Source organism: Sorangium sp. So ce204, from assembly GCF_051526795.1.
Lineage (GTDB): Bacteria > Myxococcota_A > Polyangia > Polyangiales > Polyangiaceae > Sorangium > Sorangium cellulosum_B.
In genome coordinates, this window is sequence record NZ_CP150317.1 from 11,910,846 (window position 1) to 11,931,840 (window position 20,995).

Annotated in this window: 21 protein-coding genes and 1 pseudogene; 10 read left to right on the forward strand and 12 right to left on the reverse strand. The window is 67.5% G+C overall.

Annotation, left to right across the window (positions count from 1 at the left end):
- Positions 1 to 58: 58 nt before the first annotated feature.
- Positions 59 to 649 (forward strand): hypothetical protein, encoded by a 591-nt coding sequence (locus WMF22_RS44995; protein ID WP_438033718.1) that lies wholly within the window; start codon positions 59 to 61, stop codon positions 647 to 649.
- Positions 650 to 1,488: 839 nt separating this feature from the next.
- Here the strand turns inward: WMF22_RS44995 and tcmP are convergent.
- Positions 1,489 to 2,643, reverse strand: coding sequence for a three-Cys-motif partner protein TcmP (gene tcmP / locus WMF22_RS45000; RefSeq protein WP_438033719.1), 1,155 nt, complete (start codon positions 2,641 to 2,643; stop codon positions 1,489 to 1,491).
- 81 nt (positions 2,644 to 2,724) lie between these two features.
- Here tcmP and WMF22_RS45005 point away from each other — a divergent pair, with 81 nt between their 5' ends.
- The 3 genes from WMF22_RS45005 (at position 2,725) to WMF22_RS45015 (ending at position 4,204) form a co-directional block, all read left to right on the forward strand.
- Positions 2,725 to 3,501: a DUF5131 family protein gene (locus tag WMF22_RS45005; protein ID WP_438033720.1), complete on the forward strand. Its 777-nt coding sequence runs from the start codon at positions 2,725 to 2,727 to the stop codon at positions 3,499 to 3,501.
- Positions 3,502 to 3,640: 139 nt separating this feature from the next.
- The gene (locus tag WMF22_RS45010; RefSeq protein WP_438033721.1) at positions 3,641 to 3,838 is read left to right on the forward strand and encodes a hypothetical protein; all 198 of its coding nucleotides are present in this window, start codon (positions 3,641 to 3,643) and stop codon (positions 3,836 to 3,838) included.
- A 207-nt stretch (positions 3,839 to 4,045) separates the two neighbouring features.
- Positions 4,046 to 4,204: a hypothetical protein gene (locus WMF22_RS45015; RefSeq protein ID WP_438033722.1), complete on the forward strand. Its 159-nt coding sequence runs from the start codon at positions 4,046 to 4,048 to the stop codon at positions 4,202 to 4,204.
- Between the two features lie 738 nt (positions 4,205 to 4,942).
- On the opposite strand, the gene WMF22_RS45020 is transcribed toward WMF22_RS45015, so the two are convergent.
- The 9 genes from WMF22_RS45020 to WMF22_RS45060 form a co-directional block, all read right to left on the reverse strand.
- Complete coding sequence (locus WMF22_RS45020) at positions 4,943 to 5,641, reverse strand: hypothetical protein (protein ID WP_438033723.1); 699 nt, start codon at positions 5,639 to 5,641, stop codon at positions 4,943 to 4,945.
- A 114-nt stretch (positions 5,642 to 5,755) separates the two neighbouring features.
- Positions 5,756 to 6,271 carry a phage antirepressor N-terminal domain-containing protein gene (locus tag WMF22_RS45025; protein WP_438037333.1) on the reverse strand — a complete coding sequence of 172 codons (516 nt, stop codon included), beginning with the start codon at positions 6,269 to 6,271 and terminating at the stop codon, positions 5,756 to 5,758.
- Entirely contained in the window at positions 6,226 to 6,516 is a 291-nt protein-coding gene (locus WMF22_RS45030) for a hypothetical protein (protein WP_438033724.1), read from the reverse strand. Before WMF22_RS45030 ends, WMF22_RS45025 begins: the two co-directional genes overlap by 46 nt.
- Positions 6,517 to 6,709: 193 nt before the next feature.
- Positions 6,710 to 7,159, reverse strand: coding sequence for a hypothetical protein (locus WMF22_RS45035; protein WP_438033725.1), 450 nt, complete (start codon positions 7,157 to 7,159; stop codon positions 6,710 to 6,712).
- An 86-nt stretch (positions 7,160 to 7,245) separates the two neighbouring features.
- A complete protein-coding gene (locus WMF22_RS45040; RefSeq protein WP_438033726.1) occupies positions 7,246 to 7,383 on the reverse strand; it encodes a hypothetical protein in 138 nt (45 codons plus the stop codon).
- A 712-nt stretch (positions 7,384 to 8,095) separates the two neighbouring features.
- Positions 8,096 to 8,623, reverse strand: a complete 528-nt coding sequence (locus WMF22_RS45045; protein WP_438033727.1) for a hypothetical protein — start codon at positions 8,621 to 8,623, stop codon at positions 8,096 to 8,098.
- A 2-nt stretch (positions 8,624 to 8,625) separates the two neighbouring features.
- Positions 8,626 to 9,126 (reverse strand): hypothetical protein, encoded by a 501-nt coding sequence (locus WMF22_RS45050; RefSeq protein WP_438033728.1) that lies wholly within the window; start codon positions 9,124 to 9,126, stop codon positions 8,626 to 8,628.
- Positions 9,116 to 9,697, reverse strand: coding sequence for a hypothetical protein (locus WMF22_RS45055; RefSeq protein ID WP_438033729.1), 582 nt, complete (start codon positions 9,695 to 9,697; stop codon positions 9,116 to 9,118). Before WMF22_RS45055 ends, WMF22_RS45050 begins: the two co-directional genes overlap by 11 nt.
- A gap of 116 nt (positions 9,698 to 9,813) precedes the next feature.
- On the reverse strand, positions 9,814 to 10,236 hold the full coding sequence (locus WMF22_RS45060; RefSeq protein ID WP_438033730.1) for a hypothetical protein: 423 nt from the start codon (positions 10,234 to 10,236) through the stop codon (positions 9,814 to 9,816).
- Positions 10,237 to 10,666: 430 nt separating this feature from the next.
- On the opposite strand from WMF22_RS45060, the gene WMF22_RS45065 reads away from it, so the two are divergent.
- From WMF22_RS45065 to WMF22_RS45085, 5 genes and pseudogenes are all read left to right on the forward strand, one after another.
- Positions 10,667 to 11,356 carry a hypothetical protein gene (locus tag WMF22_RS45065; protein WP_438033731.1) on the forward strand — a complete coding sequence of 230 codons (690 nt, stop codon included), beginning with the start codon at positions 10,667 to 10,669 and terminating at the stop codon, positions 11,354 to 11,356.
- A gap of 91 nt (positions 11,357 to 11,447) precedes the next feature.
- Positions 11,448 to 11,720 (forward strand): hypothetical protein, encoded by a 273-nt coding sequence (locus WMF22_RS45070; protein ID WP_438033732.1) that lies wholly within the window; start codon positions 11,448 to 11,450, stop codon positions 11,718 to 11,720.
- On the forward strand, positions 11,717 to 12,637 hold the full coding sequence (locus WMF22_RS45075; protein ID WP_438033733.1) for a DUF7227 family protein: 921 nt from the start codon (positions 11,717 to 11,719) through the stop codon (positions 12,635 to 12,637). Before WMF22_RS45070 ends, WMF22_RS45075 begins: the two co-directional genes overlap by 4 nt.
- Before the next feature lie 5 nt (positions 12,638 to 12,642).
- A pseudogene (locus WMF22_RS45080) lies at positions 12,643 to 12,906 on the forward strand (helix-turn-helix domain-containing protein); the annotation flags it as partial.
- Between the two features lie 47 nt (positions 12,907 to 12,953).
- Positions 12,954 to 14,030, forward strand: a complete 1,077-nt coding sequence (locus tag WMF22_RS45085; RefSeq protein WP_438033734.1) for a tyrosine-type recombinase/integrase — start codon at positions 12,954 to 12,956, stop codon at positions 14,028 to 14,030.
- A gap of 314 nt (positions 14,031 to 14,344) precedes the next feature.
- Here the strand turns inward: WMF22_RS45085 and WMF22_RS45090 are convergent, their stop codons facing one another.
- A complete protein-coding gene (locus tag WMF22_RS45090; RefSeq protein WP_438033735.1) occupies positions 14,345 to 15,538 on the reverse strand; it encodes a DUF4238 domain-containing protein in 1,194 nt (397 codons plus the stop codon).
- 230 nt (positions 15,539 to 15,768) lie between these two features.
- Here WMF22_RS45090 and WMF22_RS45095 point away from each other — a divergent pair, with 230 nt between their 5' ends.
- A complete protein-coding gene (locus tag WMF22_RS45095) occupies positions 15,769 to 16,713 on the forward strand; it encodes a phospholipase D family protein (RefSeq protein ID WP_438033736.1) in 945 nt (314 codons plus the stop codon).
- Between the two features lie 254 nt (positions 16,714 to 16,967).
- Here WMF22_RS45095 and WMF22_RS45100 read toward each other — a convergent pair whose 3' ends face one another.
- Positions 16,968 to 20,993, reverse strand: coding sequence for a hypothetical protein (locus WMF22_RS45100; RefSeq protein WP_438033737.1), 4,026 nt, complete (start codon positions 20,991 to 20,993; stop codon positions 16,968 to 16,970).
- Positions 20,994 to 20,995: the final 2 nt, after the last annotated feature.

Here is a 20,995-nt window from a genome sequence, read left to right on the forward strand (position 1 = left end):
CGAGCAGACAAGCGCTCGTAGCGCTCCAGTTTCGAATTCGCTCAAGGAGAACAAGCCAATGCAGATCTCATCTCTTGAAGATATCTATGTCGAGGTGCTCAAGGACGCGACCGCCACCGTGAAGAAGGTGAAGCGCGACTACCGTGCGGCGCTCGCCCGCATCAAGCGCGCTGAGAAGTTCCTCACCAAGAACGTCGAAGGGCTCGGGTACGAGTCGGAGCAGTGGGGGGCTCTCTATGGTGCCGAGCCGTTCACCTACCCGCCTCGGACCGCGGTCTACAACGGCGGGCTCGGCCGCGTTGCAGAGCAGACGTACATCCTCTCTTTCGCCCATGACCATGCCGGCTGGCCCCATGACGATACCGGCTGGCACTTCCGGATTGCTCCGACGCTTGAAAACGAGCGCGGCGTCACGATCCAGGACAACAAGTCCATGCGCCTCATCGACGCGCCGGCGGGTATGGTGCTCTGCTGCGCCGCGAACATCGAGACGAACGTGGTCGAGTTCCTCGACTTCCTCGCGGCCACGCTGGCGGCGTCGTACGATGGCAAGCCGGCGGAGGGTGCACCCTGCACGCCAGCGCGGCATCCTCAGAAGGGCACGAGCGTGGCGGCGACGCAGGGCGGGGTGAGTGGCCGAATCAACTGAGTGGAGGACGACGTGTGCGCCGCGGGGTCACCGGGCCGGCTTGGTGGCCCCGCGAGCGCGCGTTCGGACGGAGGTGGTCCGGTACGAGAAAGTGGAGACGTCTCCACAATCCTCCACGGCCGCGAGTCTGCTGCAGCAACGAAAGTTCGATGAGACCCGCCCCGACCCGGCGAGCGAAGAACCACCGGGCGCCCATCTCGATCGTACGCCGAGCTAGCAGGGAAAGCAGTCTTCTCCAACATGCTGCCGCCCAGGCAGATCGATTCGGCAGTGTCCCTAGGGTACCCCCGTGGTGGTGGGCGCCGGCGGTGTGTCGTATAGGAAACGGGAAGAGTTCGGTAGGAGAACGCCCTGAACTGCTGGAAAGAGAACGCGTCGTCTCACTACTCTTTCGGAAGGACACAGGCTTCGGCGCGCTCAGGTTGCCCTGGTCTGCACGCAGGCGATCGCGCGATCCTCGATCTCGACCAGCCGATCAAAGTCATCCATATCCCGTTGTCCTGGCTCGCGCTTATCGCGGGGTCGAGCGCACTTCGGTGAAGCTGGGCTGCCCGCACGCTAAAGGGGAGTGCATCATGCACGCCCCTTGGCAACCCTGTGTACCCTGGCGGTCGAGCGCGCCCCCCTGCAGCTGGGCTGCCTGCACACCAAAGGGGTGTACATGATGGACACCCCTTAGCGCCCATCGACTGCCTTGCAGGCCGACCAGACGCACTCCAGCCGGTCAGCTGTCCACGGCAGGCGTGTACATCTACCCCACTCCGCAAGCACCGGGCTCCAGCGCGACCGGCCGATGCCAGTGTTGAACTTGTGGTCGCGGGTTGCCTGTCACTTAGGATTTATACGGACGTACGTGTGGCGAGCACATGATCGTCCTTCACGCTTCGCTCGTCCGGTTTCAAGTTCAAGATCCGAATTGTCCCTTCCTTGTACATCTTCCAGACGAGCTTCCCGAGCTCGGGCCTCGTGACGTGGTGCGCTTCGAGCAGCTCGGGCCACAACTTCCGGAACTCGAGCGAATTCTTCGTCGCAAGCCGGGCGAGAACATCACGCGGCGCCTGCGCGAGAGCGCGGGCATGCAGCGATTCGTAGCGCGAGTCCGTAGCCGGCGGCGCGGCGAGCAGCGTGAGCTGTCCGGTCTTCTCTTCCTTGGCTCGCAGCGCTGCCTGATCGCGAACGCTCGCCGCCTCGGCGCCGATTACCTTCCGCTCGGCGTCGCGGAAGACCTCCAGGACCGCGGGGCTGTTGCCGCCGACGACGAGGCGAAACTTCGTCCGCTCCACGGTCGGATGGGGGATCGCAAGATCCGCGGCGTACTCTACTCCGCACTGCTCCTTGAGCTGGCGACGGTAGAGCGCGAAGAGCTCCTCCTCGCTGAGGGCCGCCGGCATGTCGCGGTCCGCGAGCCCGAAGAACTCGCGCATCTGCTCGCGCAGGAAGTGCCGCGGGTCGTCCTTGAACCGGTTGATGTGATCGAACATCACGTTCACGAGCACGTCGCGCTGCCGCGAGTCTGCGAGCAGCGGCGCGATGAAGCGCATCGCCGCGCCCTTCCACCCCGTCGGGTCGACGAAGACGAAGCCCGGGTCTCCGCCGAGGAGTCGTCGGATGTTGCCGACGTGCGCGCCGAACTCGCCGGGGAACGCTTGCGCGTGGACCCGCCCCGTGCGCCCCTTGATGAAGCGCTCGAGGCTGGCGAACGCGTGCGGGTCCTTCTCTACGAAGTAGGCGTCGACGTTGATCGAGTGGCCCTTGTCGCGCCACGTCTTGACCGCCGCTTCGAGGGCCTCCAGGCCGATGGAGATCGACGTGTCGGCGAGGGCAGCGTCCTTCGCCTGCCACGGCCCCGCAAAGCCGTCGACGTAGCAGAGGCGGACGCGGCGGCGCTGCGCGAGCGAGCCGAGCTTGTGGCCCCAGGCGAGGAGGTACTCCTCGAGGACGCGGTGCTTGAGGTAGCTCTGCTCTCGGCCCTGGTACTGCGCGGGAACTCGCACTGCTCCCCCTGTGCTCGGGCCCCCTTTCGGTCAGCCCGTCCTCGCCCTAGGATACTGCACGCGTGCCCAGATGAGCGGACTATGAGTGACCAGAGCGCGATCGAGTGGACGGACGCGACGTGGAACCCGGTACGAGGGTGCACGAAGATCTCACCCGGCTGCAAGCACTGCTACGCCGAGACCTTCGCGGAGCGGTTCCGGGGGGTGCCTGGTCACCCCTTCGAGCGGGGCTTCGACCTGCGCCTCGTGCCCGAGGCGCTCGAGCTGCCGCTCCGCTGGAAGCGGGGCCGGCTCGTCTTCGTGAACAGTATGTCCGATCTGTTCCACGAGGACATCCCGCTCGACTACATCAAGAAGGTGTTCGCGGTGATGCGTGCCGCGAAGCAGCACCAGTTCCAGGTGCTGACGAAGAGGGCCGAGCGCCTCGAAGAGCTCGCCCCGCAGCTCGACCTCGCGCCGAACATCTGGCTCGGGGTGAGCGTGGAGACTGCCGCCTACACGTGGCGCATCGAGCACTTGCGGCGCGTGCGCGCCGGCATCCGGTTCCTCAGCGTGGAGCCGTTGCTTGGGCCGATCGACGCCCTGCCGCTCGCGGGGATCCACTGGGTCATCGTCGGGGGAGAGAGCGGGCACCGTGCACGGCCGATGGCGCCGGAGTGGGTGCGCTCGATCCGGGACCAGTGCCGGCGCGACGGAGTGCCGTTCTTCTTCAAGCAGTGGGGCGGGGTGATGAAGTCGCGGGCGGGACGGGTGCTCGACGGTCGGACGTGGGACGAGATGCCGAAGATCATCCGGGGCGCCGGGCAACCAGCAGAAGCGCGCGGCGAGCGGCGCGTTCATCTTCCCGTCGGCGTGTAGGGCGGCGCATCGGCGCGGCATCTTCCATCCGTCGCCCGCTTCCTTCCGGAAGCTGTGCGTGAAGACCGGCTCCAGAGTGCCAGTGTGCAGACCTGGGTGATGTGCGAGCGCTACGCCGAGTGCGGCGAGCTGGTCGACGATGAACTTCGTAAACTCGTGCCGGCTCTTGGCGACGGACGCGAGCAGGCACTACGTGGCGTGCGAGGGATACCAGAGGAAGCGCAACGCGCTCGACCCGCACAACTTCATGGAGGGCAACCTCGAGGTGCTCCGCTTCAGCGACTTCGCCGACGAGGACGAGCACCGCGGCTTGGGCGAGGAAGATGTCCCCCCGTAGGTTTCGGCCTCGCCGAGGCCATCAGCAATAACCCCACGCGCCGGATCGTTTCCGCCATCAACTTGACGGCCTGGCTCGATGAGCTCACAGCGGAGGACCAGCGTATGCTCTAGCTGCGCCGGCTCAACTTTTACAGGAAGCTCTACGCTGCCGGCGGCGTGCCCGACGAGGTGGTCGCCCGCCTCGAGCAGAAGATGATCAACGCCTATGCACCGTGGCGTCGAGGAACAGCAGGTGCTCGCCCCGCGGTGGATCAATGGCGAAAGCGATCTGCCCGACTTCCTCGTTCGGTACAAGGACTGGTTACACGAGCCCCTGGATCGGTGCAGCAGGATTACGATCGAGGCGCTGTGCCCGGTGGCGTGATCCGGCCGGCGTGGGGGAGAAGAGAGGCGACCGCTCGTTCTTCTTCTACCCCCGCGACGATACGACGGCGCAGACCCTGTTCGGCGCTCCGGACGTGCCACGTCGTGGCGTACTCGAATGTACGAGGCACGCCGTCTGCTCCTCGGCGGTCGGCGTGGATTGTCAGCGGGAGCCAATGCCGGCGTAGCTCTGCCAGGCGGGGAGCGGGCGCGCCTCACCGTCGACCGCCGGTTCCGGTGGCCGGCCGGATCGTCGCCTACCTACTTCGACGGCGGATTGTTCTGCCGACCTCCGCCTGAGGGTTTGCCCGTCCCGCTCGGCCAGCCGGGACCCTGCCCGCCGCCCCCTTTCCCGCCGCCCCCGCCCTTGGCACCGCCACCTCCACCGCCTCCCTTGGCGCCGCCGCCACTGCCGCCACCACCCTTGCCGCTGCCACTACCCTTGCCGCCGCCTGCCATAGATCCTCCAGTCCGGCCGCTGCGTTACGGCCCACAAGCATTAGAGCGCACTCGCTGTAGAAGCGCACCCACCACATGCGCCTGGCGATGAGTAGCGGGCGAGCGGGTGAGGGGGCGACTGGCCGAGGTCCCACAGCCGGCGCCGCACGCCAACCAGGTGAATCTCTGTCGCTCCGCCAGAACTTCCCACCTTTACCTCTTGTGGAAGGGAGGCGCACCGCCCGAGCCGAAGCTCCATCGGGTCCGACCGGATTCTGGGCTCTCCACCTCTGCGGCCGGCCTATCGGTGAAGCAAACGAGCGACACGAAGTAGTGTGGTCTCCTCACTGAGCCCGACGATCCTCGGCGCGCCCTCAATGCATCCGTGCGGGCGCCCGAAGGCGGCGCGGTAGCGAGGCCAGAGTTCCTGCTCCCGCTGGAACGCGAATACCTCGGCGTAGTCCTCGCCGCGATCGACCCGCGCGCCGCGGCGCAGCGTCCGAGCGTCCTGGTGGTGGCCGAGTTCGTGGAGGAGGATGTGCATGAGCGTATAATCGCGCGCCGTGTGTGGCTCGAACCAGCAGCGTGCGAAGGGCTCCGGCTCGAGGTCGTACGCGACGTCCTCGTTGGTCGGGGCTTCGACAATCTCGCAGGGCACGCCGATGCGTTCGAGCACTTCCCAGTGTGCGTCATAGTGCCACAGGGGGACCTCCCGCACCATCTCCGCGGGCCAGGACGTGAGCACAATGACGCCGTCTTTTCGATAGCATCCCTCGAACTCTTGGCGGTTAGCATCGATCACGATAGCGGGGATGCCGACACCAAGCGTCGTCCAGTCGGGAAGCAAACTTAGAAAGCGACGAACGTCGTCCTCGTCGACTACGTGGACGTTGTAGGGACCAGGAGCGCGGCGGATGATCTGGAGCGAGGTGCCAAAGGTGTAATCGTCCGGCGCCGTGGCGGCGTCGCGGTTCTTCCTTTGGACGCGCCCATTCTTCACGCGAGGGATCGTCTTTCGGTGAAACATGGTAGTTAGGACGATAGGGTAGCGTATCGGCACAACGTATGTGAAGACACGGAAAAACGATGCAATCGTGTTCGTAGATCACCGAGTCTAGGACACGGCGAAGTAACTGAACCGAACTGCAGGAGCCGGTGTTCCGGATTGTGTGCGAGGCGGGGCTGTTCGACGAGGAGACTCACAGAGCAGCCGGCGTCGTCGGGGTCGATCTAGCGGACCACCATGAGCGCTCGGGCGTCGATCGCACCGGTGTGCTCCCAGGGCAGCGAGCCGGCGCTCGAGCTTCACATCGCTGGCGCCCAGAGGCGCGATGACCTTCTCCAGGCGCTCCGCGAGCGGAGCGCTGTCCGGCAGGTAGACCGCAGCCAGGGCATCGGCCGCGTCGTCTTGGAACGTCACGAGCTTCGGCCGCACGGAGGGAGTGCACCGTAAGGCTTCGAGCGTGGCAGCCCACACCGGGATGGACCGGCGCGGCAGGATGACCACGGGCCGCCCTTGGTTGCCGACCTGCACGGTCACTATGACCGTACAGGCCCAGCGAGCGCCGGTGGCTGTTGTGCGGGTTAGGCGCTTCGCCTGGCTGTCTGGTTGATGCCGGCGACCTCGCAGAGCCTTCGGAGCACGATGCCGACGTCCCTATTGGGCTGCCGCATCACGTCGAGCAAGTCGCCGCGGAAGGTGAAAGGCATGATCCCGATGCGCGCGGTGGCCGGCATGCCTCCTGGACAGGCGCGGCCGGCTCCGCCTTTGGGCCTCGAGCGCGGGGTGTGCTCGGCCGGGTTCGCGACCAGGTCGCACGCAATCGCCACCTGTTCCTCCACCGGCTTGCCTTTGCGCTTGTCGGAGAGGTCCACGAGAAGGCCCCGGCGGTTGGCGATCTTGGTCTCGAAGACCTCCTGCTTGTGCCTCGGGCAGGAGGCGGCCGATGCTGTCGCCCGCTCCGGCGAATCGGCGGAGTTCGTGAATCTCTTTGCCCATCCGTGTGCGGCTCTGGCTGGCCACGAGCAGGACGTCCTGAGCGCTCAGCCAGAGCTCCTCTTTAGTGTCCTATCTCACGCCGCCCGTGGGCATCTGCGTCTGCACGGAGAGCGGGCGCACGCGATGACCCTCGACCCTCGACCCTCGACCGTCGAGGAACTCGAGGTTGCCCTTGATGACCGCCTGGATGGTCCTGGGCTTCTGCAGCAGGAGGAGCGCGGTGAGGTCGAGGTCACGGATGCGCAGCTGACCATCGTCGAATTGCACCGAGGGCGGAATTCTGGCGCAGTACATGATCGCCATGTCCGACGGCGGCTCCACAGCCTCCTCTCTCGTCAGCGGCTTGGCGGCCGCCTTCTGCGAGAACTCGACGAACTCGCGCGCTCTCTTGATCGTCTGGTTGTCCGGCAGCGCCTGCACGCTGTCCAAGAGCTTCACCAGGAGCTTCTGGTTCTTGGCCAGTGGCGTGTCCTGAACCACCTGCCACGCCTCGGGCGGGAGGTGGCCGTTACGGCGCACGCGCTGCACGGCGGTCCGGCTGATGCCGGTCCGCGCAGCCGTGTCCTTGGTGAAGTCCTGGTCGGAACCTCCGTGGTGCGGTTGAGCTAGTCGCCGTCGGCGACGAGGACGCCGCGGGAGAGCTCGTCGTTCTTCCGGTCCTTGATCTGCTCGTTGAAGGCGGTGATGGCTCTGTCGATGTTGGGGCCACCCCGGCTGGCCTCGAGCTCGGCCGGGGGCGGCATCAGCGCAAAGCTCGCCGAGCGGCACGGCTCGTGGGTGGCTCACGATCGGTGGAGCGCGCTTCGGAGCGAAGCGCCACTCGCCGACCGCAACGCACGACTTGGTAACGGCGGCGCCAGATCGGCTCGACGGCCCGGCGCCTTCCCGACCAATGAACTCAACCCATAGCTGCGGGCGGTGGATGACAGTAAGCACCCCAAACCGCCCCTGGTGAAGTCCGATGGTGTACGCCGGGGGAGGGAAGAACCACCTTCAACTCGCCAGTAGCTGCGATCACAAGCCCTCGAGAACGATCAGGATTCATATGTCCTGGGACCTCCACAGGCTTCGCCGGGCGGCGGGCCTGGAATGACACGTCGGTGATGGTTGACGGCGGTGTGTCGTATTGCGGACGGGAACAGATCGGCAAAAGAACGGCTCCCGGTTCGATGAAGGGGACGAGTCATTGGAATGCCCGATCGATGACGACCGGGGCCCCGGTGATGCTCTCGACCAACATGGGCAGAGTTCTACCCGTGTGAAGAGGTACGGGGAGAACGACTATGCCCTGAGCTCGTCGGGGGGACGCGGCCGGTGCAACTCGGGCGCGGTCGGCAGGGTAATTCTCGACGTCGTGATGATCTGCGGGCGAGCCTTAGCCCCGAAGCGCACCGGTGTGCAGCGGGAGCCGAAGAGCTGGCTGTCGGAGGGCCCCCTTGGTGTTCGTCGAACCGATCACCGCGGTCGCGCGATCGCCACTCGGTTCGATACGAGACGCGACATGAGCTGCGCCAGGATCCCCTCGTCCTCCGGACTGTATTCGCCCGCGGGGATGCCCTCGTGGATAGACGGCACCGGTTCACTTTCCGGCGCGGAGAGCGTGGCCGCCAGACGGCGAACCAGCTGCTCACGCGCGCGATCTCCAGCGCGCCGGAGCTCCGCCTGGATCATCTCGACCACCTCGATGCGTACCGCGACGGCGATGCCGCCTTCGGCTCCGACGAGGTACTTCGGCGGGATCTCGCCGTCGCCGATGAACAGCGTCTGCGCCTGCTCGGCCAGCTCGTCGAGCACGACGACCCGGTGCTGAAGCCGCTCGATCTCCACGAGCAACGCCTTCACCGACGTGGTCCTTTGCGCACGCCCGCTCACCTTCGATTGATCATGGCGTCGGCGCGGTGACGCCGCCCTTGCCCGGGAGTTTTCTGTCGAGCTCGGGGTGGCCTCGGACGGGCTGCTCTCGGTGGTGGTCTCGGACGTCATCGTCATCGGGCTCGTACCTCCCGGAACTTCAAGGCCGCCTCGATCCGCGGGCGGAGCGCATCGAACCGATCGCGGTCACCGCGCACGATCTCCTCGGCGAGCGCGCGAGCAAGATCCAGTCCGGCCGAGGGGAGGCCGTCACGTTGAAGCAGCCGCAGGAGACGATCCTCTTCCCGTCCGCCCAGCTTCCACGCGGTCGTGCGTACCTCCCGCTGCTCCCGGGTCCGCCTCCGCGAGCAGATGGAGCAGCTGAGCCCGCCGTGGCCGTTGGCGTAGAGGATCTCCTTCGGCCGGCTACAGGAAGGGCACAGCACCGCGAGGTGATCACCACGGCCGCTCTTCTTGCGCCCGAGCGACACCCGCTGCGCCGTCGGTATGCCTCCCGGAGGCGCCAGGACGCAGACGTCGACGTGGTTGACCTTCCAGATCTGGTCGCCCAGCACGCGCCGCACGTCCTCGATCCGCAGTTCGCCAAGTCGGGCAAGGGGCGCATCAAGTCTCATCGCGCCCCCCTTGTAGCTCGAGGAATCTGCGCTGGGCTCGGAGGGAGGTGGCGGTTGTGAGTACGTGCTCGACACGGCGTTCGATGGCACCCGTGACCTGGGTGACCTCGCGGAGCACCTTGCTGATGGCAAGCACGCCGCGCACGTCGCTGCTCACGGCTTCGCGGAGCTCGCGTGCCAGCTGCTCCTGCGCCTCGGACAGCGCGACGTAGATCGCGAGCTCACGGCTGGCGACGTCGTACAGGAGCGTCTCGGCGGCGCTCGGGCGTGGGGCCGAGGCGAGCAAGACCGCCCTGACCTCGTCCCGGCGCTGGGCGAAGGGATCGGCAGCGGGCGAGATTGTGGCCGGCATCAGCCCCGAGGCGGTGCTCGCAGCGGGCTCGCCATGGGCGACGGTGCCGGTCATGTTCCCCGGACCGCTGGCCACATGGTTGGGCACCGCCCGGCTCGAGAGCAAGGCTTCGAGAGCCGGATCAAGCCGACCCCGCTGCCCGCGCTCGGAAGGTTCCAACTTCGAGCGTGATACGTCCTGGGTTCCGCGGCGTCTGTTCGGCGGTAGCGTCTGGCTCATCGTGATGATCCTCGCGGGCCTTGCCTGAGATTGTCGGCCATCGGGTCGAAGCGCCCTCGCTGCGGGGGCATCGGCATGACGCGCCCCGCAGCTCGGTACTCGAGAGGTGATCCTGCTCAGGACGCCTGGACAGCCGCGGCGTAGCGCCCCGTACGGTGGACCCGCTCGGCCGCGTCAGCGCATTTGTGGAGGATCTCGAGCGCCCTCGGATCGAGTGCAGGAGAAGCCGGTGTGATCGGCGCCGGCGGGCTCGGAGGAGCAGCGGGCGCGACCGCGGCCTTCACACCGTGCTCCATGCGGCTCGGAGGCGCCGCACGGCACCTCTCGAACACCTCGGTGAGAGAGCCGCCTCCGCTCGCGTTCATCCTTGCCACGGCCTCGGTGAGAGCGGCGCCTCCGCTCACGTTCATCCTCTCCGCCGCATCGGTGAGTGCGTGCTGGCCGGTCGCCAGCTCGGCGGCCTTGGTGAGCGATTGGTCATACGCCGCGAGCGGGATCGTCGTGCCCGCGGTGGAAGTCCTGATCTCGATCTGTTCCATCGTCACGCCTCTTTCGTGGAAGCCGCCCCAGTTGACAGCTTCAGCCGATGTCATTCGGCCACAATGATCTGTGGAAAGGGAAGAACCCCCCGGAGCACCGCCGCGGCACCTACAACGAGGTGGGCCAGCGGTGTTCTGAAGCCGCCTTGTTTTCACGGCTGAATCGTCAGGTCGTCCTTCACGTTCTTGAACTACTTGCGGCACCCCCCGGCCCGCGCTGCTCGGACCGAACGATGTGCATGAACGGGCCCAGACGGTGGCCGGTGTCGAGCGTCTCTTTCGCTAGCCTGAGCGCGATAAGCTTGCGCTCACTGGAGCCCCGGATCGTGCCACGCCCGTACGCGGCAGCACAGCTCGCAAGGTCCACGAGACCGACGCCCGAACGGGAGCCATCAAGGGGCGGCCGCGCGTAAGCTACGGCTCGGTCACGATGAAGCGGAAGCCATCCACACGGAAGGACAAGCGGGAGCGGTTCTCCACCAAGGAGAAGCTCCTCGCGCAGCTCCTCCCGCAGTGCAAGAAGGAGTACGAGAAGGCGTTCGGCCATGTCTGGAACGCCGGTCGCGTGGCTCGCGTCGAGGCCCTCACGCAGCGATGGAAGGTCGAGGCAGAAGCCTGGCGCGTGATGTACGAGTTCCGGAAGGCCGCGGCCAAGGCCCTGGAGTTCTTCGAGAGCCGTGGGCTCGAGTTGAGACGGCCGGACAACGGGCTCTTCTACGCCTACAGGCTGCACAAGCTCGTGACGCAGCGCCGCCGCTTCCTCGAGTCGCTCGTGAACGATGTCCGGGAGGACTACGAGCGGCCGGCCGACAGGCGGCACTGGCTCGCCTGGACCATGAACTTCGCCACGCCGAACGCGTTCGCGAAGCTGCCCCAAGATCTCCCCTACGGCCGGAAGCTCTCGAACCGCGAGCTCGCGATCCTGAGCATCCTGACGACCGACGGTGAGGAGGTCGACTTCAAGCGCGACATGACCGTCAGCGACGCGATCGAGCAGGAGCTGCGACGGATGGCGAGGGCAGCGGAACGGGCGCCGCTACGTTTGAAGAACGTGGGCTCAGGTTACGCGAGCGCGACCACGTCTGACGGAGATGACGGCGCGGGCGATGTGCCGGAGTAAGCCGGCCGGGACCTGCGGGGGTAAGCTCGGAACAGTGCGCCACGTGTAGTGTTCCGTAGCTCGCGAACCCCCGATCGCTAGCTTCGAGAGCATGCGCCAAGGGGCAAAAGATATCGGCCTTTCGGCCGAGGAACGGCGTGCGCTGTACGCCCTCATCGAGAAGCTCGGCGAGCGCGCTCTCCTGGTCGAGCTCAACGTGTCGCGCCAGGCGCTGGGCCGGGCTCTCGCCGGTCTCGGCGTCCGTCGCGGCACCATCGCGCTCGTGCGCGGCGGCCTGGCTTCGCCGAAGCTCCGCGCGAGCCTCGAGAACAGCACCGTCACCAGCTCACACCGCGATCTGTCACAAGGGGAAGGCGCGACATGAGCGAGCACGTCCAGCCGCTCGCAACGACCGCGCGACGTGTCGGCACGCACCTGCAGATCCTCACCACCAGCTCGGAGAGTGCTGCGCCGCTGCTCGCCGCCAGTGCCGCTCGGTTCGTGCCCATGAGCCACAACCGGAAGCTCGCTCCCGTCGAGCGCTTGCCGACCGGGAGCCGTCCGCATCCGCGTGCGCAACGCCCGTTCGTGCCGACGACCGACGTAGCCATCGCGGTCACGTGCAGCGACGCCTGTGCCTTCAAGAGCGGCGGCTGCTTCGCCAGGGCCGGCTTCGCCCGCTTCAAGGCCCGGGAGCTCGACGCGGCTGCGCGTAGCCTGACGGCGGACCAGGTCATCGCCGAAGAGGTCCGCCTTATTGACGCCGCCTTCAACAACCGACGCGCCCCCGAAGACGGTGCGCCGGGCGGTCGCGACCTCCGGCTGCATGTGGGGGGCGACGTCGGCTCCGCTCTGGTGGCTCAGCTCCTTGCCGGTGCTGCTAGGCGCTGGCGAGACCGCGGCGGCAGCGCTGTCTGGTCGTTCACCCACGCCTGGCGCGAGGTGCCGCGCGAGGCGTGGGGTTCGATCTCGGTGCTCGCATCGGTGGAGCAGCCCGAAGACGTCGAGGTTGCGCGTGCAGTGGGCTACGCGGCCACGATCGTCGTCGATGAGTTCCCCTCCGACGAGGCGTTCTCGCTGCCGGCGTCGAACGCGAAGATCGTCTCGTGCTCCGCCGAGGCGAGGGGCAAGACGTGCGTGGAGTGCAGGCTGTGCCTCGACGCTGACAAGCTGGCCAGGCGGAACCTCGCCGTCGCGTTCGAAGCGCACGGGCCGACACCTCGCTCAGTGCACGAGGCTCTCGTCCAGCAGCGCGTGCTCGTCGTCGAGCGGCCGGGTGCCGATCAATCCCGAGGACGGTGAGCGAGATGAACGGGCACGACCTCATCGAGGTGAGCGAACCGCAGCTCGCCGCGGCGGCGCCGGGTGAGCAAGCTCCGGTCGCAACGCGGGATAACAAAAGTAGAGGGGACCGCGCTCGCAGCGTCAGTCTCCCGCATCTTCTTCCGGTTGCTGAGGTAGCCGCCGTTCTCGGCGTGTCCACCCGGACGGTTCGCCGCCTCATCAAGTGCGGCGAGCTCGTCGCCTACCGGATCAAGCGACAGCTCCGCGTCGATGCCGAGAGCGTGACGCACATCCTCGAGGTCTCCCGCGTCGGGGCCTTGAAGTGGACTGCACCATGCCGAAACGGAAACACATCTTTGGCCAGCATCATCTCGCCAGAAGGCGCGGCAAGAACAAGTTCTGGACCGGCTGGCTCAACGGTCGCGAGGTCTCCCTCGGCACGGCCGATCGCGTCGAGGCCCAGCGCAAGCTCGACGAACTCGCCGCCCGGCGCGCGTCAGAAGACCCTGCCGCAGAACGCGGAGGAGCTGAAACGCGCGCTCCGGCGCCTAACCCGCCGCTCCTGAGCGAGCTCGCGATGCTCTACGCCGAGCACTGCCGGCCGCCGAGGCACACGAAGAAGACGGCCAACTCGTACGCCCATCGTGTCGCGTTCTTCGTCGAGGCGATGGAGAAGAAGAATATCACGCGCGCGGACCAGGTGACGTTCAAGGTGATGTCAGCCTACGTTCGCGAGCGCTCGGCCGACGTGTCGGCCGCGACGGTCAACCGCGACCTGACGCCGATCCGGCGGATGTTCGCTTTCGCCAAGCGTGAGGGGCACATCGAGAAGAACCCGTTCAAGCACGAGGACTTCGAGGAGCTCAAGCTTCGCGAGCCGCGACCGAAGCCGAACGCCCTGGCGCTGTCGCCGAAGCAGGTCGACATCTTCCTCGCGAAGGCCGACGAGATGGCGAAGCCGGGGTACGCGGCGCTCTTCCGGCTCACAGCGGGGAGCGCGATCCGCATCGACGAGGCGCGTCACTACGAGCCCGGCAACATCGACGTGCAGCGCGGCATCTTGACGATCACGCCGAAGAAGAACTGGACTACGAAGGGGTACCGGTACCGCGACATCCCGGTCTCGAAGAACACGATCGACGCCTTGCTCGCCTTCGTCGGCGTTCGCGACAAGATCGCGCTCGACGACAAGGCCGTGTGGAACGAGATCCAGCGCGTCCGCCAGGCGGCGAGGCTGCCGAAGTTCTCCATCCACGACCTGCGGCGGGCATGGGCCAGCGCCATGCACAAGAACGGCGCGAGCATCAAGCAGGTCAGCGTCTGGCTGGGGCACTGCGCCGTCCAGGTAACGGAGCGGTACATCCGGATCTTCGAGACCGACTCCACCGGGCACGAGTTTCTCCCGCGCTGACATGGGGGAGAGCGCGCCGAGATAGGCCGCTCTTTCTAGCCCCAATCTCGCGCTGCCCACCGGATACGCACTTCGCGCATCATGAGCACCCAATCCGTGCGATCGTGAGCGGCGTTCTGGGCATCATGATCGGAGCTGTTACGGTCACGGCCACCAAGCCAAGACCGGGAGAATTTGTCCCTCGTATCGTGACGTCAACGGGTAGGAGGCGAGTGGGCCTGACGCGGCAGCGTTCGTCGCCCATGTGGCGGCGATCTCCGGCGAAGCGCAATCGGCTCGGAGCTCCGCCGTGCGCGACGAGCAAGTTCGGCTCCTCAGGTTCGTAGAGCGTCTGGAGCCGATGCGCCCTCGGCAGTAATCACGGTGTCCGAAGTGCCTTCCTCCGGTCGGGCGGCTCGCCTCTTGGCGACCTCCTCCTCCAGCTTCTTTCCGTAGAGTTCGGCGAAATCCATGACTTCCCGCGACCGAATCGGAACGCTCGGGCCCTTATAGTCCTCATAAGAGTGACCGTCGATCGCGCGGATGAAACTCAGCTTGGCGCCGACCCTGACCTCTGCGTGGTGGACCACGATGAACCTGCTCATCTTGCCATCCTCGCGCCGGATCATCGGGCTGGTCGCGACGTGCTTCTCGTACACCGATGGGTGCTTCGCTCTCGCCTGCTCCAGGTCACTCAGGGCGGCGTCGGTCATCCTCCTGTCGTCGAAGTAGAAACAGGAATACGCGTTCACCGCTTGCATCCGATTGAGGTGGGCGACGTCCGCCGGGCCTGCCTTGCAGACGGAGCTCTTGCCCCCGTACTCGTAAGTGGAGGGATCGAAGACGGCGAGCACCATGCTTGGCGACAGCGGCAGGAAGAGCTGGAGCCCCTTCAACGCCATTCCTGTACTGGTGGGATAACGCGAGAGAATCGGGTGGTGCTCAGCGAACTGGTTGTAGGCGACGACTGGATGGTCGGCGATGACGAAACCAGGTGTCCGTGCCGTCGTGATGAACTTGACATTCATGTCAAGGAGGATCGGATGCGTCTTCGCGGCGAGCCAAATCGCCTCGTGCTGCGCGCCCTTGATGCCGATCTCGACGCTCTCCAGATCCTCTGGGCTGATCTCGGTGCTCTTGTTGAGGACGAGACTGTCCCTGAGCGTCTGCTTCGCGAACGCTCCCGTGAACTTGCTGAGGTGCTCGGCCGCTCCACGGGTCCGGGCGTGCTGGTAGGCGACGAAGAGCTTCAAGCGGTGCACGTCCTCGTCGCGCAGGATCGCGAACCGCTCGGGCGCGAGGTCACCGAAAAAGGTCGCCATCTTACCCTCCTCCTCGGCGAACGACTTCTCCATCACCTGATCGGCGCCGTAGAAGTAGTCCTCCTGGCACTGATCCCGGAGGCTGGCTCGGTCGATGCGCTTGCCGTCGATGAAGAGAGAGAGGCGTTTTCCGTTCTTCGAGAAGTTCCGAAGGATCATGCGGGGCACGTAGTGCTGGCGCTTCGTCTCGCCCTTCCGCTCGCTCATCGTGCAGCCTCCTGTGAGAGGCGAGGACAAGCAAAGCGGTTTCGCGCGCTTAGATCAAGGCCGGCGGCGGCCAGGCCAGGGCTCGAGGGCCGGGACGGCACTCGGGTGCGAGCGAGCAGGGGGGCAAGGGGTTCGGTGGGCCCTTCGGCGCTCGAAGCGCGCACACTGGAGGGGCCTGCGGGTACGCTGGCGACCCTGGAGCGCCGAGGTGGAGCGCGACGAGGAGGTGGGTGGTGCTGCGTGTCGTGAGCGGAGGACTGTGGACAGAGCTGCACCGGCTTGCGAAGAAGAACCGTCCGCACCTCGGCGCGGTCGCCTACGTCACGTCCGACGAGAGGGTGAAGTTCGGGAAGGGCGACACGCTCATCTGCGACGCGACCGACGCCGCGATCAGGTCGGGCCAGACCTCGGCGGCCGTTCTTCGCCGTGCGCATGACCGCGGGGCTAGGCTCTTCTCATCCCCCGGGTTGCACGCGAAGGTCTTCCTCCTCGGGCGCGTCGCCGTCGTCGGGTCGGCGAACCTCTCGGCGATGTCGGTGAACGAGCTCGAGGAGGCGGCGCTGATCTCCGACGATGCCCGCGCCGTGTCGGGCGTGCGCCTCCTGATCGAGAACCTCGTGCAGGCGGCCGACGAGATCGACGAGAGGTTCCTCCGCCGGATCGAGAAGTTGCCCGTTGTGCAGGCCCAGCGCGGAAGTCGACGGCGGCGGTCGGTCCGACTCGCGGAACCGAGGGCCTGGTTGATCAGCGTCGTGCCGCTCGATGGGGACAAGCACGCGGACGAAGAGCCGGTCGTCGAGAGCGAGCGCGCGAAGGCAGGGGAGGAGACGCGGTTCTCCGATAGCGAGCCCGGGTACATCCGGTTCACGGGGACCTCGATCTTCCGTCGGTCCGCCAAGCAGGGCGACTTGGTCATCGCAGTCTGGCGCCCCAACGCGAAGTCGTCACGGGCGCACGTATTCGCACCGGAGCCTCTGCTGGGACGGAAGGACAAGAACGGGGTGACGCACCTCTTCGTCGAGGAGTATGCGGACCGCGAGGACACCAGGATCTCGTGGACCGAGTTCTCGCGCCTGTGGCGGAGGACGACGTCGAGCCGGCCGCCCGGCGTCAGGTCGACCCATGAGATGCCGGTCGAGCTTCTCGAGCAGCTGCGCACGGCGTGGCCGAAGTAGGTCGGCGCCGAGCGCATTTCTGCTGCCGGCGCTCTCGCCGTAGCTTTCGAGCATGCCACGCCGCTACCTCGTGATCCGAACAGATCGAACGCGGCGAGACTTCATCCACCGCGTGCTCGAGCAGGGCAGGTCCACGACCTGGTTACGCCGTGTACGACGTGGCGCTGTTGTTCCTGCTGGTGTCCCCGCTCTCGTGCACGTGCCGGTTTGGAGGGTCGACGCTGGGCTTCGGGGAAAGGGTTGTCATGTCGTTCTCATGACGCACGTACCATGGCCTGCAGCCGGGCGAGCGTGGCGGGGCGACCGAACACGCGGAGCTCGCCGCAAGGGGTCGCTTCGTGCGCGTCGCTCATGCCCTGCAGACTGAAGCCGAGCGCGATGTGGGGCCCCTGGTCGATCTCGATGGGCACGGACGGATCGCGGACGCGGTCGACGAGTCGCATCACCGCAGTCGAGCGCTCTCCGTTCACCCCGAGCATGTGGGCCTGCTCGATGAGCGCGCGGGCGAGCTTAAGGCGCGTCCGCGCCGCGAGGGCATGTCGAGCGCTAAAGTGGGCGAGGCCCCGGATGGTCGCCTGGATCTGCTGGATCGCGTGCACCATTGCAGGCGCGTTGGGCGCGAGCGGGAGCGTCGAGCACTTGGCCTCGCAGATCCGGAGGCGCACGGCGCCTTGCACGTCGCTCACGAGGAGCAGGTCTCCCCGCGTGCGGCTCGCCACGAGGGAGCGATGTTGATCGAGCGCGAGGATCATCCCCTCGCCGCCCTGTTCCTCGAGCCAGCCCGCCGCGAGGAGCAGGCCGACGAGGCCGATCAGCTCGGCCCCGCCCGCCGTGCCGAGGCAGCGCAGTGCCAGCTCCGGCGCCACCTTCTGCGCCCGGCGCAGGAGGGCTCGGGCGACGTCAGCGTCGGCCTCGCCGACGAGATCGCGGAGGCGGGCGGCAAGACCCTGCACATCGTTCGGTGCGTGGCGTACGCCCAGGCTGATGCAGACGTGGAGGGGGCGACCGCGTTCCGTGCGGGTCTGGAAGTCGAGCAACGTCGCCACCCGCGGACCGACCTGCTGTACCGCGCGGTACAGAGGCCGCCGCGAGGCCAGCACCAGCCAGTGCGCCGACCCTTGCGCCGCGACGATCGGGACCTCGCAGCGGCTCGGATCGAAGGACTGTCGCTCCACCGGGATAGTGCCGGGCTGGCTCCCCTTGGCCATGCCCATAGCCAGCGCCGCGCGCACGGAGAGTGCGTCCTGCGGGCCCGCTACCGTATCGAGCAGGCCCGACACTTGCGGCAGGGATTCGTCGAAGAGCACCGCGGCGCTCCAGATCGACACGGGATCAGCGCCCGCAGGGACAGCCGGCGGCGGCTGCCATTGCCACTCGGCGGCGAGCGCGTCGATCTTCTCGCCCACCACGAGCGCGAGGTGCTTCGCCGGGCTGCCCAGGGGCTCGTGGGCTACACGGCGCACGCGGACGCGGGGCAACGTCCCGTCAGTGCCGAGCTCGAACGGCTCCGCGTTGCTGCCATCGCGGAGCAGTTCCCGCTCCAGCGCCGTCATGCTTCGCTCGGGGAGGTCGGTGATCAGATCGATATCTGCCGCGTAGGCTCGGCTGCTGTCGAGCCCCTCCTCGATGACCCGCTGCGCCCAGCGCCCGGCGCGATCGGCCTGGATCCGGATTCGGAGCCGGTCGGCGGCGAGCGGGTACAGGTCGCGGTAGCGCCGCACGATGTCGGCCGCCGCGCGCGCGCCCAGGCTCGCCGCGTCGTCCTCGCGGCTCGCGCCGAGGCGCGAGAAAAGCGCCGAGCCGCCATCGAGCCAGGCCTCGAACGCCAGAGGATCGCCGTCCCACGCGCACCACGCGTGCGCGGGCTCCGGGAGGCCCCAGTCGTCGAGCGACTCCTTCAGGTCGTCCGCCTCCTCTCCACGCCAGCCCCCAGTCCAGAGCCCCTGCAGAAGCCCGATCAAGAAATCGTCCTCGACGCCCCGCAAGCGAAGGACGAGGGGGTGGTGGGGAGTGAGCAACGCGCGCGACCTCTCCCCGCTCGCGAGGAGCTCCACCGTGGCCAGACTCAGGAGGTGGCGCGCCTGCATGGGCCCCACGTCAGCGGTCGCGGGCTTCTTGGCTCGCTCGGCCTGGATGAGCCTGTGCAGCTCGCGGAGCCTCGTCATGTCCCCGGCATCCAAGGCGCGCTCCTGCTCTGCCTCCAGGTCCGCGATCCGGGCGCTCGACGAGCTTGCTGATGCCGCGTCCATGATCGGATCGAGCGCGGCGGACCAGGCCTCGACGAAGATCCGGGCGCTCGCGGGGATGGGTGCCACGATGCTAAGCAGGGCCGCTCCGCGCGGCGTCCCCTCGCGCACGTACGCGCTCCAGGCGGCGTCGACGCGCTCGTCCACCGAGACGCCGCGTGTGCCCTTGTTGCCGCTGATCTCCTTGCCTATCTGCCGGAGCAGGTTGCTCCCGACCGGCTCGCCCTCGAGCTCGATCCGCCACTGTGCCAGCGGCGAACGGCACGTGACCTGCCACAGATCGCGCGCCGCCTCTGTCACCTCGACGTGGATCCTGCCGATCAGCTCACGATCGCGTCGCTGGGCGCGCTCCACGGTGAACGCGAGCTTGCGGCAACGGTGCTCGGGGTCGTCGCCCTCGGGCTCCGGCTCGGGCTCGTCGGGGAATGCGGCGGCGCGCACCTTCTCGCGGAGGAACCTCGCGAGCGCCTCGCGGATGGCCGCCGCGTCCTGCGTGGCCGGCGCGATCTCGATCTCGACGGGATCGCGCTCCTCGAAACGCACGATCAAGGTCTCCGGATCACCTGCGGCGGGCGCGCCCTCCGCGGCCACGGACGCCTCCTCGGTTTTCCACTGGCGCACCAGCTCGACGAGCCCGGAGAGCACGCTCGTTGCCTTCACGTCACGCTCACGGGTAGTGCCCTGACGCAGGCGCCGCCAGCGCGGAACGAGGCGGCGCACGCTGTCGCCGTTCCAGGTCGGTGCGGCAAGCGCCTTCTCCAGCGCTTTGCGCAGCTCTGCCGGCTCCTCGGGCGCGGCGCCGCCCGCGAGCGCCTCGAGCAGGTCGGCGATTGCCTGGTAGCCGAGCGCACCCTTGTCGGCGGTGTGGTGCACGTGGTCGCGCACCACGTCCATCTCCGGTGTTTTCTCGCCGAGCCATGGCTCCAGGACCGCGAACGTCTCGTCGCGCGCGCGCTCCAACGGTGTGCGGCGATCGCGCCGGCTGCGGCGCGCGACCAGCACGCCGCGCAGGCCCATCGAGGGGGAGCGGCGGTTGCCGGCGGTCTGGTGAAAGAGCCATTCTACCACGCCGAGCGCTTGCTCGTCCCCCTCCAGGCAGAAGCGCTCCAGTGTTTTGCGAGCCGCTGCCTGATCTCCGGTCCGGCAGAGGTGGACAGCGGGGAGCACCTTGTCGAGTTGGTCCTCGAGCGAAGAGTTGCCGGCGATCAGCTCCCCGAGGCCAGTCGGATCGAGCGCGACCTCCAAGTTCTGCCCGAGCATCTCCTGGAGCGCCCCGAGCCAGCGGCCCTCGCCGGTGGCGGAGCGCCTCGGGATGGGCTGCGTCGGGTCGGTCGTCACGCCGAGGACGGCGGCGAGCTCGCTCAATCGGAAGAGCTGCAGCTCGGGGAGCGCCGCGCCCCACTGCGAGACCAGTGCGGCCGCACGATCGCAATCGGGCAGGGCCGCCCAGGCATCCTGGGGCACGGCGGCGCGATCGAGGAAGCGCAGCCAGCTCGAGAGCGAGCGGACGTAGGGCACGGATCCCTCGCGACCGCCGCTGCCGAAGCGGAGGCAGCGCCGAAGCGCCTCCCAAGCAGCGCCCAAGTGCTCCTTCGCGCGTGGCCGGTGCGCTTCAGCCGTCCACGTCGCGGCCGCGACCGCGATCTGCTCGGCGATGCGGCGCTCGCCATCGAACTCCAGCGCCTCGTCGCCGAGGAGGTCATGGACGTGGAACCCGCGCAGGTCCTGGAGCGACTGCGCATTGCGTGCGTGCCCGTCCGACCCGGGGAGCCAAAAAAGGACGTACACGACCGTCGTCGCGGGCCCGACGCCGCGTGGCCGGCCATTTCGCAGGAAGACGGCATCGTCGTCCTCGCTCCTCCTCACGAAGAATTGGCGCCGGTCGTTGTTGCGGGCCTCCAGCTCGGCGCGCACCGCGGTGGCCACCGCGGACGAGCCGAAGAGCAGGCGCATGTTGAGGCGCAACGGGAGGTCGGGTCGGCTCGCGTGGAGGTCGATCCAGCGGGCGATGGCGGAAGCGGCGGCGCTATCCATGA

Coding starts and splice junctions, on each gene's coding strand:
- WMF22_RS45100 (WP_438033737.1), bottom strand. CDS start 20,993: ATGGATAGCGCCGCCGCTTCCGCCATCGCCCGCTGGATCGACCTCCAC.
- WMF22_RS45090 (WP_438033735.1), bottom strand. CDS start 15,538: ATGAGCGAGCGGAAGGGCGAGACGAAGCGCCAGCACTACGTGCCCCGC.
- WMF22_RS45075 (WP_438033733.1), top strand. CDS start 11,717: ATGAGCGAGCACGTCCAGCCGCTCGCAACGACCGCGCGACGTGTCGGC.
- WMF22_RS45050 (WP_438033728.1), bottom strand. CDS start 9,126: ATGAGACTTGATGCGCCCCTTGCCCGACTTGGCGAACTGCGGATCGAG.
- WMF22_RS44995 (WP_438033718.1), top strand. CDS start 59: ATGCAGATCTCATCTCTTGAAGATATCTATGTCGAGGTGCTCAAGGAC.
- WMF22_RS45055 (WP_438033729.1), bottom strand. CDS start 9,697: ATGAGCCAGACGCTACCGCCGAACAGACGCCGCGGAACCCAGGACGTA.
- WMF22_RS45060 (WP_438033730.1), bottom strand. CDS start 10,236: ATGGAACAGATCGAGATCAGGACTTCCACCGCGGGCACGACGATCCCG.
- WMF22_RS45045 (WP_438033727.1), bottom strand. CDS start 8,623: ATGACGTCCGAGACCACCACCGAGAGCAGCCCGTCCGAGGCCACCCCG.
- WMF22_RS45010 (WP_438033721.1), top strand. CDS start 3,641: ATGAACTTCGTAAACTCGTGCCGGCTCTTGGCGACGGACGCGAGCAGG.
- WMF22_RS45085 (WP_438033734.1), top strand. CDS start 12,954: ATGCCGAAACGGAAACACATCTTTGGCCAGCATCATCTCGCCAGAAGG.
- WMF22_RS45070 (WP_438033732.1), top strand. CDS start 11,448: ATGCGCCAAGGGGCAAAAGATATCGGCCTTTCGGCCGAGGAACGGCGT.
- WMF22_RS45040 (WP_438033726.1), bottom strand. CDS start 7,383: ATGCCGCCCCCGGCCGAGCTCGAGGCCAGCCGGGGTGGCCCCAACATC.
- WMF22_RS45015 (WP_438033722.1), top strand. CDS start 4,046: ATGCACCGTGGCGTCGAGGAACAGCAGGTGCTCGCCCCGCGGTGGATC.
- WMF22_RS45005 (WP_438033720.1), top strand. CDS start 2,725: ATGAGTGACCAGAGCGCGATCGAGTGGACGGACGCGACGTGGAACCCG.
- WMF22_RS45065 (WP_438033731.1), top strand. CDS start 10,667: ATGAAGCGGAAGCCATCCACACGGAAGGACAAGCGGGAGCGGTTCTCC.